Consider the following 16,701-nt stretch of genomic DNA (forward strand, 5'->3'; position numbering starts at 1 on the left):
TCCTCGCCAGTGAGCGGCTTCTGATTCCTGTTGGTATTCCGTCACATCGACGGCCATGGAGTGGAGTGAAGTAGTTGGTCAAAAAACGTGCATATTACTTGAGCATCTGCTTGCTCGCTGCGCCATTGGTCGCGATTGCCCAGGACGGGCTCATCGAACCACAGAGCCCGGTGCAATTGGCGCTCACTCAATTGCCAGTGCAATGCCCGGTTCTGGCTTTGCGTCTGGACATGCCGGCGCTCAGTCTGTTGCAGGCCTTTTATCAGCAGCAGGGCTACTTGCCGGTCTGGTCCGTCCAGGGGCGCCTGTCACTATTGGAGGCCGAGCTTCGGCAACTGGCCGACGACGGTCTCAATCCGGCGGACTACACCAGACCCGCCGATCCGGCTGCTGCTGACTCGGTCTGCGCCGACCTCAATACCAGCCAGCATTACCTGCAAGCCTTGCAGGACCTGCGTTACGGCCGGTTGCTGCAAGCGCGTTTCGAGCCGCTTTGGCGCTCCCGGGAAGTCACCCTTGATCGTCCGGCACAAGTATTGGCCATTGCCGGCCCCGGTTTGCAGGACATGGCCGGCGCGTTTCGCCTGGCGCGGCCAATGCTGGAGCAGTACCAGAATCTGCGTCGGGTCTATGCCCAGCAGCGGCAATTGGCGTTGCTCAACTGGAAGCCCGTCGACAGCGGCCCCTTGTTGCGTCCCGACATGCAGGATGCGCGGGTTCCTCAATTGGCCCAGCGACTGTTCAGCGAAGGCTATCTGAGCAGCCCGTTTGCCGGGCCGGATAACGCTTACGGCCCGGCATTGGTGAATGCCGTGAAAAGCTTTCAGCTCAATCATTCGCTGCAGTCCGATGGCGTCATTGGCCAGGGAACGGTGAATGAGTTGAACATCAGCCCGGCGATGCGCCGCGAACAGCTGCGGATAAACCTGGAGCGCTTTCGCTGGCTTGCCCAGGATCTGGAGCCCGACAGTGTGCTGGTCAACGTGGCGGCGGCGCAATTGAGCGTCTACAAGGGCGGCGTTTCGGTCTGGCAAACCCGCACGCAGGTAGGCCGTGCCGAACGGCAGACGCCGCTGCTCAAATCCGTGGTCACCCGCTTGACGCTCAACCCGACCTGGACCATTCCACCGACTATTCTGCGCGAAGACAAATTGCCGGAAATCCGCCGCGATCATGGCTTCCTGCTCAAACACAACCTGCAAGTGCTGGACCTCGCCGGCAACCCACTGACGGCTGAAGACATCGATTGGGACAATCCGGGCAATATCCTGTTGCGCCAGGATGCCGGGCCAAAAAACCCGCTAGGCAGGATCGTCATCCGGTTTCCCAACCCTTATTCGGTGTACCTGCACGACACGCCCAGTCAGGCACTGTTCAGCAAAGGCCCGCGCGCTTTCAGTTCCGGCTGCGTGCGGGTCGAGCAACCGCTGCTCCTGCGCGACATGCTGCTGAGCCCTGCGGATCGGGAGCGTACCGAAGTGTTGCTCACCACTGGCATCACCCACGAATTCCGGTTGAGCAAACCTGTGCCGATCCTGCTCACCTACTGGACTGCCCAGGTCGATAGCCAAGGCCAGCTGCTCTATGTTCCGGATGTGTATGGCCGCGACCCGGCGCTGGCGACAGCGATGCTGGCTCATCCCTGAGCCCGCCGTCGGTCAGCGGCCGCCGACCACCATGTCGCTGAACGGCGCGACATACGCCTGCAAGGTCACCAGCCCACCGACCAGAATCGCCAGCACGATGGAGTGGAAGAACACGTAGCGCAGGATTTCCCCTTCGTGGCCGTACCAGCGGGTCGCGGTGGAGGCGACGACGATGGACTGGGCATCGACCATCTTGCCCATCACGCCGCCGGAACTGTTGGCTGCGGCCATCAACACCGGGCTGAGCCCCAGTTGTTCGGCCGTAACCCGTTGCAAGCCGCCAAACAGCACGTTCGAAGCGGTGTCCGAGCCGGTCAGTGCAACCCCGAGCCAGCCCAACAGCGTGCCGAACATGGGATAGAAAATACCGGTCGCGGCGAAGGCCAGGCCCATGGTCGCATCCAGTCCTGAATACCGCGTCAGAAATCCCAAGGCGAGCATCGCCACAATGGTGATCAGCGAATAGCGCACCACCCAGATGGTTTTCAGGTAATGCCTGACCAGTTGCGGGATGGAATAACCCATCAGCAGCCCACCGAGAATCGCCGCCAGCAGGATGCCGCTGCCGGTGCTGGTGAACCAGTTGAACTTGTACACCGCTTCCTCGGTTTTTGGCTGCGGCACCACAGGCGGGACTTTTTCCACTTGCTGATGCAGGGTGCCGAAGGTCACGGCGGGCGAGAAGAACGGATTGGCCTCGCGCACCGGCTTGCCTTGCGGGTCGAGCATGGCCGCGCCGGTTTGCACGTTCATCGCCTGGCGAGTGTCAAACATCGACTTGAAGCTTTGCGTGCCCCAGGCGAAGACAAACACCGTGAGAATGATCCACGGCATCCAGGCGCGCATCACCGCCGGTTTGGCATCGGTGGCAAAGGTCGCGGTGGGTTTTTCATCCGGATCTTCATCGATTCGCGAGTTGTCCACGCGTCCCGACAAAGCGGCCGAGGTATGAATCGTGGCCGGTTTCCAGACCCTGAGAAAACCGGTCAGGCAGGCCATGGAAATCAATGCCGCGATCACATCCACCAGCATCGGCCCGTGGTAGTTGGAGACGACGAATTGCGGCACGGCGAAACTGACGCCTGCGACCAGAATCGCCGGCCAGATTTCCAGCATCTTGCGCCAGCCGGCAAACGCCCAGATCAGCCAGAACGGCACCAGTACCGAGAAAAACGGCAGCTGGCGGCCGACCATCATCGACAGCTCCATCTCATCCAGCCCGGTCACCTTGGCCAGGGTGATGATCGGCGTGCCCAATGCGCCGAAGGCCACCGGCGCGGTATTGGCGATCAGCGCCAGGCCCGACGCCGCAAGGGGCGAAAACCCCAGGCCGATCAGGATGGCGCCGGTCACCGCGACAGGCGTGCCGAAACCTGCAGCCCCTTCGAAGAACGCACCAAAGCAGAAGGCAATCAACAGCAATTGCAGGCGTCGGTCATCGGTGATGCGTGCCAGTGAATCCTGCAGCACCTTGAACGAGCCATTCTCCGTGGTCAGACGATGCAGGAAAATGATGTTGAGGACGATCCAGCCAATGGGCAGCAGGCCATTGGCGGCGCCAAACAGCGCTGCCGAACCGGCCATGGTGGCGGGCATGCCAAACGCGAAGATCGCGATCAATAGCGCCGAAGCCAGCGCCAATAAAGCGGCAATGTGTGCCTTGATGTGAAAGAACGCGAGGGCTGCGAGCATCACCACCACTGGCACGGCGGCCATGATCGTGGAGAGCACCGGATTACCGAATGGATCGTAGACTTGCTGCCAGACCATATTCCACCTCTGCTTTTTATTGTTGGAAATGCAGGCCTCCGTGCCCGGGGGACGGGTTCGGAGGTAGGTGGCTTGCAGTATAGGCGGCATTCTGCGGCTGTCCTGTCGGACCTCAGTTGCGGCGACGATCCAGGTAATCCAGGCCGCGATACCAGCCGCTGACGATGGGCAGGAACCACGCTTTGCCCTGGTACAGCAGGTGTCCGGGGAATTGCGGATTATCGAACTCGCAGGGTTGCTCCAGTGTGCCCAAGTGTTTGCGGGCGAACTGGTAACCCAGATAAGTCATCAGGGCGACGCCATTGCCGTTGCAGCCCACGGCATGTTCGCTGCCGTCGTGTTCGCCCATGTGCGCGATCTTGTCGAAGGTCATGCCGACCTGGCCATGCCAGCAATGGGTGACTTGATAGCCTTCCAGCTGCGGCCAGATCTCCAGCATCTTGGCGTACAGATGCGGTGCGGCCTCGCGTTCGTTCATTTCGAACGCACCCGGTCGTGCGCCGAACATCACCCGTGTGCCGTCAGGGGAAGGTCGGGTGTAGATCACTTCGCGCTGGCTGTCGGTGATCATCAGGCGACGCGGGTTGATTTCGTCCATCAGCGCGGTCGGCAGCGGTTCGGTGGTGATCTGATAGCTGCGCACCGGGATGACCCGTTTGCCCAGATAAGGTGTCGCGTCCGAGGTGTAGCCATTGGTGGCGATGAACACTGTTTTGGCAATCAAGGTGCCCCGGCTGGTGACGACGCGCTTGGTGATGCCTTGCTCTTCGATTTTTTCCAGCCGCGCATGGGACGCGAACTTCACGCCCAGCGCCGTCGCGAGCTTGCGCAGCGCCGCGTGGTACTTGCCCGCATGCAAGCCGCCGTACTCATCGATGACGATGCCACCCTTGTAGAACTCGGTGGCGCTGACTTCGGCCTGGCGGGCCTTGGGGATTTCGTGAACGGTCACGCCGGTGTGGGTGCGCAGCAATTCGCCATCGCGGCACAACTGTTGGTAATGACGCTGGCTGATCGCGCCAAAGAAACGCCCGCTGATGTTCAGATCGGCATCGAGGCGGTCTTCGCCGACAAAGCGTTTCAGGTAATCGAACGAGGCCAGCGAGTCTTTCAGCAAGCGCGCCTTGCGGGCTTCGTCTACGCCCTTGACCGCGCCGCCGATCACCAGTTTCTGCCCGCTGGAGACCATGCCGCCGGTGCGCGTGCTGCCGCCAGCGCCAATCGCCAGTTCATCCATCACCAGCACTTGCACGCCGCCCCGGGCCAGCTCGATAGCTGCCGCCATCCCGCAAAAGCCGGAGCCGACAATCAGCATCTCGACGCGCCCGGGCAGCGGGCCATTGTGGGTTTCCGGGGAGGCTGCCTCCCACCAGTAGGGCGTGGTCTTGAAGTCGGCTGAATAGATCGAAGGCATGGCTCAGTTTCCGGCAGTGATGAAAGAAGACAGGAATTGACGAGTGCGGGCGTCCTCCGGGGCGGTGAACATGATCTGCGGCGGGGCCTGCTCGACCACCTTGCCGCCCGCCATGAACACCACCTGATCCGCGACTTCGCGGGCAAAACGCATTTCGTGGGTCACCACCACCATAGTCATGCCCTCGTCGGCGAGATCCCGCATGACCTTGAGCACATCGCCGATGGTTTCCGGGTCGAGGGCCGAGGTGGGCTCGTCGAAAAGCATGGCTTTGGGGCGCATGGCCAGGGCGCGGACGATGGCCACGCGTTGTTGCTGACCACCCGACAGCTCGCTTGGCCAGGCATCGGCCTTGTGCTCCAGACCGACTTTGGCGAGCAATTTGCGCGCGTCGGCTTGCGCCTCGGCCAGGCTGCAGAGCTTGCGACGCACCGGCGTCAGGGTGATGTTGTCGAGCACGTTCAGGTGCGGGAACAGCGTGTAATCCTGAAAGACCATGCCCACTTCCAGACGCAGTTTTTGCCAAGCCCGTTCGCTGTGGATATTCAGGCTCTTGCCGCGCAGCTCCAGCGTGCCCTGGTCGGGCTGGACCAAGCCGTTGAGCATGCGGATCAGCGTGCTCTTGCCCGAACCGCTGGGCCCGATCAGGACCACGACGCTGCCGGGCTGTACCTCGAGATCGATGCCCTTGAGCACTTCGAGGGTCCCGAAGCGCTTGTGCAAACCGCGCAGGCGCAGCAAGGGCAGGTGAGTTGTCTCGGACATGGGAGGCTTCCTGTCAGCGTCAGTTGGGCGTCAGCGCGGGCGTGTTTGCTGGCGCCTTGGCCAGCGCCACGCGTTCGTGCTTGAGCTTGCGTTCCAGGCGTCGGCCCAGCGCGGTGAGCACCGAACACAGCAGGAAGTACACCAGCAGGATCAGCGCATACACCGCTGGCGCCGGGTTGTAGCCGTCCATCATCGACGTGCGTTCCACCACCAGTTGGCCGACCCGGAAGAATTCACCGACGCCGACGATAGCGCCCAGCGTGGTGGATTGCAGCAACAGCGTCAGCAGGCCGACATAGGCGGGCAGCACGTGTTTGAAGGCTTGCGGGCCGCTGATGAATAGCAGCACCTCCCAGCCCTTGAGGCCCAGGGCCCGGGCGCTGTTGACCTGATGCAATGGCACGGCATTGAGCGCGCCGCGCACCAGTTCGGCGGCATTCGCGCCGCCCCACAGCGACAAACCCAGGGTGACCGCCGTAAAGGGCGAAAAATCCAGCCCCAGCAGCGGCGCGCCAAAAAACACAAAGAAGATGTTCACGATCAGCGGGATGCCGCGCAACAGTTCGATGTATGCGCGCATCAGCCAGCGCAGCGGGGCGAAGCGTGAACTCGCCATGGCGCCGATCAGCACGCCGATCAGGGTCGAACCGGCCAGCGTCACGCCAGCCAGCGCCAGGGTGGTCAGCAAACCTTGCAGGAAAAAGCCCGCGTTATTAATCAATAAGTTCATGGTCCGCCCTCAGGTGCGATACGGCTTGTGCAGCCGTGCTTCGAGCCAGGCCGAAGCCAGTGCCAGCGCTCCGACCAGCGCCAGATACAGCACGCACATGGCAGCGAGCATTTCCAGGGTGCGGAAATCCGAAGCGATCTTGTTCACCGCGACATAGGTCAATTCCGCAAGGCCGATGGCCTGCAGGAAGGCCGAGTTTTTCAACAGGGAAACCGTAGTGTTCAGCAGCGAAGGCAAGCTGGTGCGCAGGGCGATGGGGCGCGCGATCAGCCACATGAACTGCCAGCGATTGAGACTCATGGCGGTCGCCGCCTCACGCAGCCCGGCCGGTACCGAAGCAAGGCCGCCCCGGAAGTTTTCAATCTGATAGGCGCCGGCCCAGAGCGTCAGGGTCAACACGCCAGACCAGTACAGCGAAACCGGCACGCCCAGCCCCGGCAGGCCGTAGTAGATAAAAAACATCTGGCCGAGCAACGGCGTGTTACGGATGAACTCGACATAGCCGGCAATCAAGGGGCTGGCCCAACGCACCTGCAAATAGCGCAAGGTGCCGCCGACCAGACCGATGACCAGTGACAGCGCAATCGCTACCAGACTGACGTTAAGCGTGACCCCGACCCCTTTGAGCAAGGCCGGCCACTGTTGCAACAGGTAGTGAATGTCGAAATCCATCAACGCGTTCCTCTGGCCAGCCTGGATCAGTTTTTACAGGTTGGCGACCGGGGTCGGCTTGGTGAAACCATCGATGTAGAACTGCTCGGTGCCTTCGGGCGCTACCGCCTTGATCCAGCCGCTGTAGAGGTTCTGTTCCTGCATGCGCGCCAGTGCCGCGTTGACATAAGCCAGCCACGCCGCTTCGTTCTTGCGCAGGCCAATCGCAGCTTCGGAAATGCCATAAGGCTGGCCGATGCGGCGCACGCTTTTGTCCCGGGCGCCGATCATCACCAGCGTGGCGGTATCGTGGGCGTAGCCGTCGGCGCGGCCTTGCTGGAACGCCATCAAGGCTTCCGACGAACTATTGAGATTGGTCAGCTGTACACCGTTGGCGTGTTCGCCCAGCCAGCGCGCCTGGGTCGAGCCTTTAAGGGCGATGACAGTCTTGCCGTCCAGGTCGGCGATGGTTTTCGCCGGGCTGTCGTTCTTGACCAGAATGTCGCTGCTGTCCCAGCGATACGGCTTGCTGAACGCCACGACTCGTTCACGTTCCGGAGTGATGCCCAGCGTCGCCACCAACAGGTCGACCTTATTGCCCATCAACTGCGGGATGCGGCTCTCGGCAGTGACGCAAGTGAGGATGGCCTTGTCTTTGGAGCCAAATGCATACTCGGCGATTTGCCGCGCGATCTCGACTTCGACACCGGCAAAGCCGCCGTTCTGATCCTTGAAACCGAACGGTGGCTGGTCACAACGCACGCCTGCCTTGAGTTCACCCTTGGCGGCGATTTCCGGTGGCAGCGCGGGCAATTCTGCAGCGCTGACAGAAGAAATGCCCAGCGCCAGAGCGCAAGCAGTCAGGGTGGTGCTCAAACCTGAATATGTCATGAGGTACTCCGCGGCGACCAAGTGGGGTATGTGCTGAACGGTTTCAGTGTTGATCGACTTGGCAATGCAGTCCAATTGTTATATTCAAGTGTGCTATTCACAGCTGATATAGGTCTATGGCATGAATCTGCGTCAGGTCGAAGCATTTCGGGCGGTCATGATGTTCGGCACCATGGTTGCCGCAGCGCGTGAACTGCACACCTCGCAACCCAGCATCAGCAGGCTGGTGACCGAACTTGAAGAGCGTCTGCAGTTCAAGCTGTTCGTGCGTGGCGCGAGTCGCTTGACGCCTACCGACGAGGGATCGGCGTTCTATCGGGAGGTCGAGCACAGTTTCAGCGGGCTGGCGTATCTGAATCAGGCGGCCCATGAGATTCGTGTTTCGGGCACCGGCCGTTTGCGCATCGCGGCGATTCCGGCCATCGCGGGCCTGTTGCCGCGGGTGATCAAACGCTTCAAGAAGCGCTTCCCGCAGGTGGCGATCCTGCTGGAAATGCGCAGCGAAGCCACGGTTCGCCGCTGGACCTCGGTGGGCTATTGCGACATTGGTTATGCGTCGAGCATTGGCGAATCGCCCAACGTGCATGCGCAACAGTTGTATCAGTTGCCGGGCGTTGCGGTGCTGCCCACCGGCCATGCCTTGGCAGCAAAAAACCGAGTGAGTCTTGAGGACTTGCGTGGCGAGCCATTCATTTCCCTTTCGGCCGTCGACCGGACCCGTCGGCTGATCGACGAAGCCTTCGAGCGCGCTGACGTAAGCCGTCAGCTGAGCATCGAAACCCCATACAGCATGACCCTCTGCGCCCTGGTCGCCCAAGGCATGGGTGTGTCGATTGCCAATCCGCTGTCGACGCTCGACGCACCGCCCGGCCTGATTTTCCGGCCGTTGACCTGCGTGATTCCGTTTTTCGGCTTTACCATCCTGCCCACTGAAAAAGTCCCTAGCGCACTGGCCAAAGTGTTCGTCGAAATGACCCGGGAAGTGATCAGCGAGGAGGAATGGCAGGGGCGATTGCACGCAGAATAAGGCTGCCCGATGGGCTCGCCGGGTTTGGCTGTATATGCTTTAAAGGCATGTCTAATAATTATTTTAATAACTTAGTTTAATATTAGCTTAGCGCTAATTGGCATTTCACAGCGCCAGATACATCGATTATGTTCTTAACCATCGGTTGAATAGGCCGTGCTTCACACCTACAGCGTTACAGCCTGAATGTCTCGACCCGACCCCTCGCACGGTGGAGGAGAGCAATAACTCCCATGCGAGGGCCTGCACCATGAAAACCTGATTTCCCATTCCTGCCCTTCCTGCGCCAGGCAAGCCAATGCTGCTGGCGCGCAACAGTCTTCATCACGAACCCGTCTTGATTTCCGCGCCTGGTGCGCAGCGACGGCGTTCGCCTCAAGAAAATAGCTCGGCAACACGAGCCCTGGTTGAGTAGACCGCATGAGCCATGCAAGCACTTTCAGTAAAAGCATTTTCAGCCTGCCCCACAGTAACAACCGCCTGACGCTGGACGCAGTTCCACGCCATGACGATTTGCTGCAAGAACGCCTGCATCGCAAGCAGCGGCTGGCCGCGTCGTATCGGTTGTTTGCGCAATACGGGTTTGAAGTCGGCCTCGCTGGCCACTTCACCGCCCGCGACCCCATTGAAACCGAGCATTACTGGATCAATCCGCTGGGTGTGCCGTTCTCGCAGATCAGCGTTTCACAATTGCTGCGCGTCGATAGCCAGGGCCAGGTCGTAGAAGGCGAAGGTCTGCTCAATACCAGTGCGCTGGAGCTGCATTACGGTTTGCAGCAGGCGCGGCCGGAAGTGGTGGGCATCGCCCATCTGCACGGTTTTTATGGCCGAACCTGGTCGTCATTGGGGCAGCTGTTTGATCCGATTACGGCCGAGGCTGGAGCTTTTGTTGGCGATCAGGCGATCTTCCGGCGCCACGACTTGCGCAAAGCCGACGGTACGCTTGAACAGGATCGCGATCTCGTGACCGGAGCGTTTGTCGACAGCTTCGCCGGCAACAACCTGTTGTTCTGGCAGAACCACGGGGTGTGGACCGTCGGCGAAACGGTGGAAAGTGCGGCCTGGCGCTTCATCCTCGCCGAGGACGTCGCTCGCTCCCACTTGCTGGCCAGGGCCGCCGGGGTGCCGATCATTCCCCAGGTGGAGCCGGCGAGTGTGCAGGGCAGGGCGCGCAACGAACTGTTCAGCTGGCTCAACTTCCAGCCGCTGTGGGATGAAATCATTGCCCGCCAGCCTGATCTGTTGGCGTAGGCGCCGGGTCATGGTTGCGCTTAATCGACGTCAACTGCTCGCTGCCAGTGCGGGCGCGCTGCTCGGCGGACTGCTGGCACCGGTCAGTGCCTGGGCCGCAACACCCGCTTTGCGGGTCTGGCGCTACAAGGGATCGGCGGCCACCTTCATGGCCTTGGCCGGGCAGCTGGACACGCCTTATCCGATTGAGTGGGTGGACATCGGCGGCGGCAATCTGGTGCTTGAAGCGTTGAACAGCGACAGCCTGGATTACGTATCCATGAGCGAGATCCCGCCGATTTTCGCGTCTATCGCCAAGGTGCCCATTGCGCTGGTGGCGACCATTCCCGGCGATGTGCGTGACATCGGCATCGTGGTCAAGAACGGCTCGGGCATTCAAGACGTTGCCGATCTGAAGGGCAAGAAGATCAGTTATGTGCGCGCCACCAATACCCACTATTTCCTGCTGCGCCTGTTACAACAGCATGGGCTGGCATTGGCGGATGTGCAGCCGATTCCCATGCCGATGCAGGAATCCTTGATCGCCTTTCGCAGCGGGCATGTGGACGCGTTGATCGGTGGCGGGATTTCCGTTTTGCAGGCGGAAATGGCCGGTGGCACGCAGTTGCAGGACGTCAGCGATTACGTGGGCAACACGATTATCGCCACCACGCAAAAAGTCTTGCAGGACGCCAGTCGCCAGGCGCAGGTCGTCGATTTCCTGCGGCGTGAACAAGCCACCTGGGCCTGGGTGGAAAAACACCCCGAGGCCTGGGCGCAAAGTAACGAACAGCTCACCGGAATTGCCGCAGACCTGTACCTCAAGCAACTGCGGCAGCGCGGCACGCCACAGCGACTCGGGCCTGTCACCGAACAAGCGATTACCGACCAGCAAAAGGTCGCAGACACCTTTTTTGAAAATCGATTGATTCGCCAGCCGGTCGATGTGCGACCGCTGTGGCGAACCGATTTCACGCAATTTCTGGACACTCAAACCCTATGAAAGCACCTTCGTCTTCTGTCGCATTGCCTTGGGCGCCCTGGTTTTTCGCCGGTTTCAGCTTGCTACCGACTCTGGCGCTGGCCGCCAGCGACACTGATACGCTGGACACCGTTATCGTCACCGGCTCGCGGGGCAGCGAAGCGCGCACCGTCACCAGCAGCCCGGCGCCCATCGACGTGATCAGCGCTCAGCAACTGGAAAAAACCGGCTCCGGCAGTTTGCGTGGCGCACTGGAAAAAGCCCTGCCGTCATTCAGTCAACGACCTTCGGGCAGCTCCAACGACAGCATTGCCCGACCTTACAGCTTGCGCGGGCTGAACGGCTCCAACGTGCTGGTGCTGGTCAACGGCAAGCGCCGTCATAACAGCGCAGTAATCAACCTGGATTCCACGGCGGCCTACGGCACCAATCCGGTGGATCTGGACATGATCCCGATCAGCGCCATCGACCACATCGAGGTGCTGCGCGATGGCGCATCGGCGCAATACGGCTCGGACGCCATCGCCGGGGTGATCAATATCATCCTCAAGCAGAACGATCACGGCGGCTCGGCCAGCACGCAATACGGCGAGTATTACAAAGGCGACGGCGGCATCATCAAGCAGTCGCTGAACACCGGTTTTGCGTTGCCCAATGACGGCTTCTTCAACCTGTCGCTGGATGCCAAATCCCAGCAGACCGCCGTGCGCTCCCGGGACGCCACCGGTTCGTTGTATTACCCTCAGGCCAACGGCTCGCCAGACCCGCGCGAGGCGACCACCGACCGCGAATTGCAGAAAAACGGCTTGCCGAAAATCAAGGCCATCAACGTTGGCTATAACGCCGAAGCGCCGCTCAATGACGACCTGACGCTGTATTCCTTTTCCACCTTGAGCAAGCGCGATGCCCGAGGCGGACAGAATTATCGACGGCCCAACTCGACCAACATCATTCCAGAAATCTACCCCAACGGCACTGCGCCTTTTTATACCCTGGAAGAGGTGGACTATCAGGTGGCCGCCGGCATCAAAGGGCTGGTCAAGGACTGGAGCTGGGATTTGAGTTCCACCTTCGGTCGTGACAAAGGCCAGGCGGGCGCGGACGAAACCCTCAATGCGTCCCTCGGCCCGGGCAGCCCGACGCATTTCGACAGCTACACCAACACCTTCGATCAGTGGACCAATAACCTGGACCTGACCCGCGCGTTCGAAATCGGCCTGGCCAAACCGTTGCAGGTTTCGTTGGGGGCCGAGCACCGTCACGAGCGCTACAAGACTGAATCCGACGATGTGCTTTCCTATCTCAACGGCGGTTATGTTTATCCCAGCGGGCCGTTGGCCGGGCAGCCGGCTGCCGTTGGCGCGCAAGGTGCGATTACCCTGACCCCGGAAGACGCCGGGCAGAACAGCCGCAACAGCTACGCGACGTATGTCGATTTGGGCATCAACCCCACCGAGAAGCTGTATCTGGGCATCGCCGGACGTTTCGAGAAGTACGACGATGATTCGGGCAATACCGCCAGCGGCAAACTGTCGGCGCGTTACGACTTCACCCCGACTTTTGCCATTCGCGGCACCCTGAGCAATGGCTTCCGAGCGCCGTCCCTGTCGCAGTCGACTTACGCGCAGACCTCCAACCAATACACCCTGGTGAACGGCATTGCCCAGTTCGTCGAGGCTAAGACAGCCCGGGTCGATTCGGCGCTGGCCAAGGCGTTGGGTGCCAGTGATCTTGAGCCGGAGAAGTCGCGCAACATCAGCGTCGGCTTCACCTACAAGCCACTGCCTCAGGCCAACCTGACCCTCGATGCCTACCAGATCGAAATCAAGGATCGCATCGGCCTGACCGGTTTCCTGTTTGGCGGCGGGGTCAATCAGATCCTTCAGCAGCAAGGACTGACACCGGGTTATCGCGTGAAGTACTTCACCAACGCCGCCGACACCACCACGCGCGGCGTGGATCTGGTCACCGACTACAAGGTCGATTACGGCCGCTACGGCAGCGTCAAATATGGCGTGGCATTCAACTACAACAAGACTGATCTGGACAGCATCAAGTCGACACCCGGCGTCTTGGCGTCCAGCGGTCTGGAGCTGTTTGACCGGGTCGCCCAGGGCTATCTGACCGTGGCCAATCCGAAGACCAAACTGATCCTCAGCGGCAACTGGAAAATCGACAAGTTCGACATCAATGCCTCGGTCAATCGCTACGACAAGGTTATTGCCCGTGACGCCAATCCGGCCTACGACGTGACCTACGGCGCGAAGTGGATCACCGATCTGGAAGTGGCCTACGCCGTGACCGACAGCCTTGGCGTAGCGGTCGGCGCCAACAACCTGTTTGACGTGCGCGCCGACAACAACGGCTACCCCAATGGCGATATCAACGGCTTCCCCAAGTTCGGCAGCATCTCGCCGTTCGATCCCTACGGCGGCCTTTGGTACACCCGCGTGAGTTACAACTTCTGACAGGGGCACGAGCATGAGCACTGCAAAACCACAGATCATCCTCGGCGCGTTCATTCCCAGCGCCGGGATCATGGGTTCCGCCTGGCGTCATCCCCAGGCGGCGGTTGATTCCTTCAAGGATTTCAGCCACTACCGCTGGATCGCCGAAACCCTTGAGAAAGCGCGCTTTCATGCGCTGTTCTTCAACGACAGCCTTAACGTCGAGCTGGATTTACAGGCGCTGGCACGCGGGCCGAACAGCGTGCGCTGGGATCCGCTGGTGCTGATCCCGGCACTGGCGCTGGTGACGCAGCGCATCGGCCTGATCGGCACCGCCAGCACGACCTACAACGAGCCTTACAACATTGCCCGCAAGTTCGCCTCCATCGATCATCTGAGCGGCGGTCGGGCCGGCTGGAATCTGGTGACATCCCTGGGCGGCGGCGAGAACTTCAATCTCGACGCTCACGTGCAACATGCCGACCGTTATCAGCGCGCCGAAGAGTTCTACGACGTGGTCAGCGGTTTGTGGGACAGCTGGGAGGATGACGCGTTCGTGCAGGACAAAGTGTCCGGCACCTGGCTCGACACCGACAAGATGCACGTGCTCGATCACCACGGCAGCTCTTTCCAGGTCAAAGGCCCGCTCAATGCGGCGCGCCCGATTCAGGGCTATCCGGTCATCGCCCAGGCCGGTTCTTCCGATGCCGGACGCGCCTTGGCGGCGCGCGCCGGGGAACTGATTTTTACCGCGCAGCACACCGTGGAGCAGGGCGTGGCGTTTTACACGGAAATCAAACAACGCGCCGTGCAACTGGGGCGCAATCCCGAGCACCTGAAAGTGCTGCCGGGCGTCTCGACGGTAGTCGGCCACACCCAGGCCGAGGCTCAGGCCAAGTACGACCGCTTGCAGGAATTGCTCGACCCCACGTCGTTCCTGCGCGCCATTTCGCGCTTCACCAGCCTGGGTTTTGACCTGTCGGAATTGCCCTTCGACGAAGTGGTGCCGCTGCCGCCGGAAACCTTCGACACCAACACCCACAAAAGTCGGCAGAAGCTGGTCTTCGACCTGATCCGCCGGGAGCGGCCAACCGTGCGCCAACTGTTCAACAAGCTCACGGCGGGTGGACATCGAATCCTCATCGGCACGCCACAAAGCATTGCCGACGATTTCCAGCAGTGGCTCGAAGCGGGCGCTGCGGACGGTTTCAACGTGATGTTCAGCGGCCTGCACGAAGGCATCAGCGATTTTGCCGAAGGCGTGGTTCCCGAATTGCAGCGTCGCGGGTTGTTTCGCCACGAGTATCAAGGCCAGACGCTGCGGGAAAATCTCGGCCTGCCTTACATCGCCAACCGCCATGCCGCGTCAGCGCGGTGATCACTTGTGTCCCGCAATCCTGCGCCGCGAAGCCGCTGGCTTCGCGTTTTGCCGATCCGACAAAAGTTGTGCTTATGACATTGAACACTTCAATCAGGCTGCCTGGCGCCGCGAACATGCCCTCGGCGAAACTGCTGCCGCTGCTGGCAGCGCTGCTGCTGACCGGCTGCGGCGATTCTCATGAACCTGCCTCGGCCACGCTCGCCGCGAACCCGGTGTCCGGCGGTACGCTCAAGGTCGCACTGGATGGCGATCCCAATTGCGTGGACCCGCAACAGGCCGGCAATAACACGGCGCTCAATGTCGGGCGCCAGCTCACCGACTCGTTGACCGATCAGGACCCGAAAACCGGCGAGATCGTGCCGTGGCTGGCGACCCGTTGGGAGGTTGACGCGGATTCGCGACGCTTCACATTTCACCTGCGTGAGGGGCTCAGTTTCAGCGATGGCAGTGCGCTGGATGCCAGCGCCGTAAAGGCCAACTTCGAAAATATCGTCACCCTTGGGGCGCGTTCGATCCTTGGTTCGACGTATCTGGCCGGGCTCAAAAGCATTGCAACCCCAGACGCGCACACGGTTATCGTCGAGTTCCAGCAACCCAATGCGCAGTTTTTACAGGCAAGCTCGACCATGAGCCTGGGCTTGCTGGCCGGAGCAACCCTGGCGTTGCCAGCGGGTGAGCGTTGCCAGGGCAACCTGATCGGCAGCGGGCCGTTTGTGCTCAAGTCGTTCGTGCACAACCAGCGCGTGTCGCTAGCCCGACGTGACGATTACGCCTGGGCTTCCGCTCTGGCCAGCCACAAAGGCAAGGCCTGGCTGGACGCTATCGAATTCGTCATCGTGCCGGAATCCGGCGTGCGTCTGGGCAGCCTGTTGTCCGGGCAGATCGATGTCGATACCGGTGTGGTGCCGCAAAACGAACAGGTGCTGGAGACCCAGGGCGTGCCATTGCTGACCCGTGCCAATCCCGGCGTGGTCTACAACCTGACGCCGGACGAAACAGATCCGCTGTACAGCGACGTACGGGTGCGTCAGGCCCTGAGCAAAGCCATCGACCGTGAGCAGCTGCGCAGCATCATTTCCCGCTTTCAAAAACCGGCCAGTGCTTTGCTGGCCAGCAGCACGCCGTTCTACCGCGACCTGTCGCCACTGTTGGTCTACGACCCGCAAGGCGCGCGAGCCTTGCTTGAAGAGGCGGGCTGGCGGGTGGGCGTTGACGGGATTCGCGAGCGAGACGGAACACGCCTGGCGTTGCGTCTGGATTATTGGCAAAACGCACCGATTCTGGAGCTGATTCAACAGCAATTGCGGCTGGTTGGCGTGGATTTGCGCCTGAATAAATCCACCATCAGCCAGGTCACCGCGTTGCAGGCCAGTGGCGACATGCACCTGACCTTTTTCAACCTGACCCGCGCCGATCCTGACGTGATCCGCACCGTGTACCAGTCGCCGGGACGCAACTACAACCGGCGCGATCCGGGCCCGCTTGATCAGATCCTGCAACAGTCGGCGGCAACGCTGGACAGCGCGCAACGCCAGAAACTGGTGGATCAGGCCAGTGAAACCGTGCTGCGCGAAGCTCACGCGATTCCACTGATCGAACTGGTGACGGTGCTGGCCCATGGCAAACAGGTGCATGGCTTGCATTTCGAAGCTTCATCACGGTTGCAGTTCTTTGATACCTGGTTGCAGCGGTAGCGCGAACGCCATATCCGTTGGAGCAAGCTCGCTCCCACAAAAAAGCATTCATGCGATGTTCAAGAGGAAACCC

The 16,701-nt window shown here is 60.9% G+C and carries 12 protein-coding genes and 1 pseudogene; 7 read left to right on the forward strand and 6 right to left on the reverse strand.

Annotation, left to right across the window (positions count from 1 at the left end; all coding sequences use genetic code 11):
* The first annotated feature begins 74 nt into the window (after positions 1 to 74).
* Complete coding sequence (locus CFII64_RS12570) at positions 75 to 1,646, forward strand: murein L,D-transpeptidase (RefSeq protein ID WP_020291155.1); 1,572 nt, start codon at positions 75 to 77, stop codon at positions 1,644 to 1,646.
* A 12-nt stretch (positions 1,647 to 1,658) separates the two neighbouring features.
* Here CFII64_RS12570 and CFII64_RS12575 read toward each other — a convergent pair whose 3' ends face one another.
* The 6 genes and pseudogenes from CFII64_RS12575 to CFII64_RS12600 all read right to left on the reverse strand — a co-directional run bounded on the left by CFII64_RS12575 (position 1,659) and on the right by CFII64_RS12600 (position 7,867).
* Positions 1,659 to 3,416, reverse strand: coding sequence for an L-lactate permease (locus CFII64_RS12575; protein ID WP_020291156.1), 1,758 nt, complete (start codon positions 3,414 to 3,416; stop codon positions 1,659 to 1,661).
* 112 nt (positions 3,417 to 3,528) lie between these two features.
* Positions 3,529 to 4,830 carry an FAD-binding oxidoreductase gene (locus CFII64_RS12580; protein ID WP_020291157.1) on the reverse strand — a complete coding sequence of 434 codons (1,302 nt, stop codon included), beginning with the start codon at positions 4,828 to 4,830 and terminating at the stop codon, positions 3,529 to 3,531.
* A gap of 233 nt (positions 4,831 to 5,063) precedes the next feature.
* Positions 5,064 to 5,595, reverse strand: a pseudogene (locus tag CFII64_RS12585) (amino acid ABC transporter ATP-binding protein); the annotation flags it as partial.
* A 19-nt stretch (positions 5,596 to 5,614) separates the two neighbouring features.
* Positions 5,615 to 6,325, reverse strand: coding sequence for an amino acid ABC transporter permease (locus CFII64_RS12590; protein WP_020291159.1), 711 nt, complete (start codon positions 6,323 to 6,325; stop codon positions 5,615 to 5,617).
* A 9-nt stretch (positions 6,326 to 6,334) separates the two neighbouring features.
* The gene (locus CFII64_RS12595; protein ID WP_020291160.1) at positions 6,335 to 6,997 is read right to left on the reverse strand and encodes an amino acid ABC transporter permease; all 663 of its coding nucleotides are present in this window, start codon (positions 6,995 to 6,997) and stop codon (positions 6,335 to 6,337) included.
* Between the two features lie 33 nt (positions 6,998 to 7,030).
* The gene (locus CFII64_RS12600) at positions 7,031 to 7,867 is read right to left on the reverse strand and encodes a transporter substrate-binding domain-containing protein (RefSeq protein WP_044901334.1); all 837 of its coding nucleotides are present in this window, start codon (positions 7,865 to 7,867) and stop codon (positions 7,031 to 7,033) included.
* Positions 7,868 to 7,988: 121 nt separating this feature from the next.
* Here CFII64_RS12600 and CFII64_RS12605 point away from each other — a divergent pair, with 121 nt between their 5' ends.
* The 6 genes from CFII64_RS12605 to CFII64_RS12630 all read left to right on the forward strand — a co-directional run bounded on the left by CFII64_RS12605 (position 7,989) and on the right by CFII64_RS12630 (position 16,628).
* Positions 7,989 to 8,894, forward strand: a complete 906-nt coding sequence (locus tag CFII64_RS12605; RefSeq protein WP_020291162.1) for a LysR substrate-binding domain-containing protein — start codon at positions 7,989 to 7,991, stop codon at positions 8,892 to 8,894.
* 420 nt (positions 8,895 to 9,314) lie between these two features.
* Entirely contained in the window at positions 9,315 to 10,145 is an 831-nt protein-coding gene (locus tag CFII64_RS12610; RefSeq protein ID WP_020291163.1) for a class II aldolase/adducin family protein, read from the forward strand.
* A 10-nt stretch (positions 10,146 to 10,155) separates the two neighbouring features.
* On the forward strand, positions 10,156 to 11,127 hold the full coding sequence (locus CFII64_RS12615) for an ABC transporter substrate-binding protein (protein WP_020291164.1): 972 nt from the start codon (positions 10,156 to 10,158) through the stop codon (positions 11,125 to 11,127).
* A complete protein-coding gene (locus CFII64_RS12620) occupies positions 11,124 to 13,574 on the forward strand; it encodes a TonB-dependent siderophore receptor (protein ID WP_020291165.1) in 2,451 nt (816 codons plus the stop codon). Before CFII64_RS12615 ends, CFII64_RS12620 begins: the two co-directional genes overlap by 4 nt.
* Before the next feature lie 13 nt (positions 13,575 to 13,587).
* Positions 13,588 to 14,931, forward strand: coding sequence for an LLM class flavin-dependent oxidoreductase (locus CFII64_RS12625; protein ID WP_020291166.1), 1,344 nt, complete (start codon positions 13,588 to 13,590; stop codon positions 14,929 to 14,931).
* 116 nt (positions 14,932 to 15,047) lie between these two features.
* Positions 15,048 to 16,628: an ABC transporter substrate-binding protein gene (locus tag CFII64_RS12630; RefSeq protein WP_156883168.1), complete on the forward strand. Its 1,581-nt coding sequence runs from the start codon at positions 15,048 to 15,050 to the stop codon at positions 16,626 to 16,628.
* Positions 16,629 to 16,701 lie beyond the last annotated feature (73 nt).

The sequence above is a fragment of the Pseudomonas sp. CFII64 genome (assembly GCF_000416235.1).
Taxonomy (GTDB): Bacteria; Pseudomonadota; Gammaproteobacteria; order Pseudomonadales; family Pseudomonadaceae; genus Aquipseudomonas.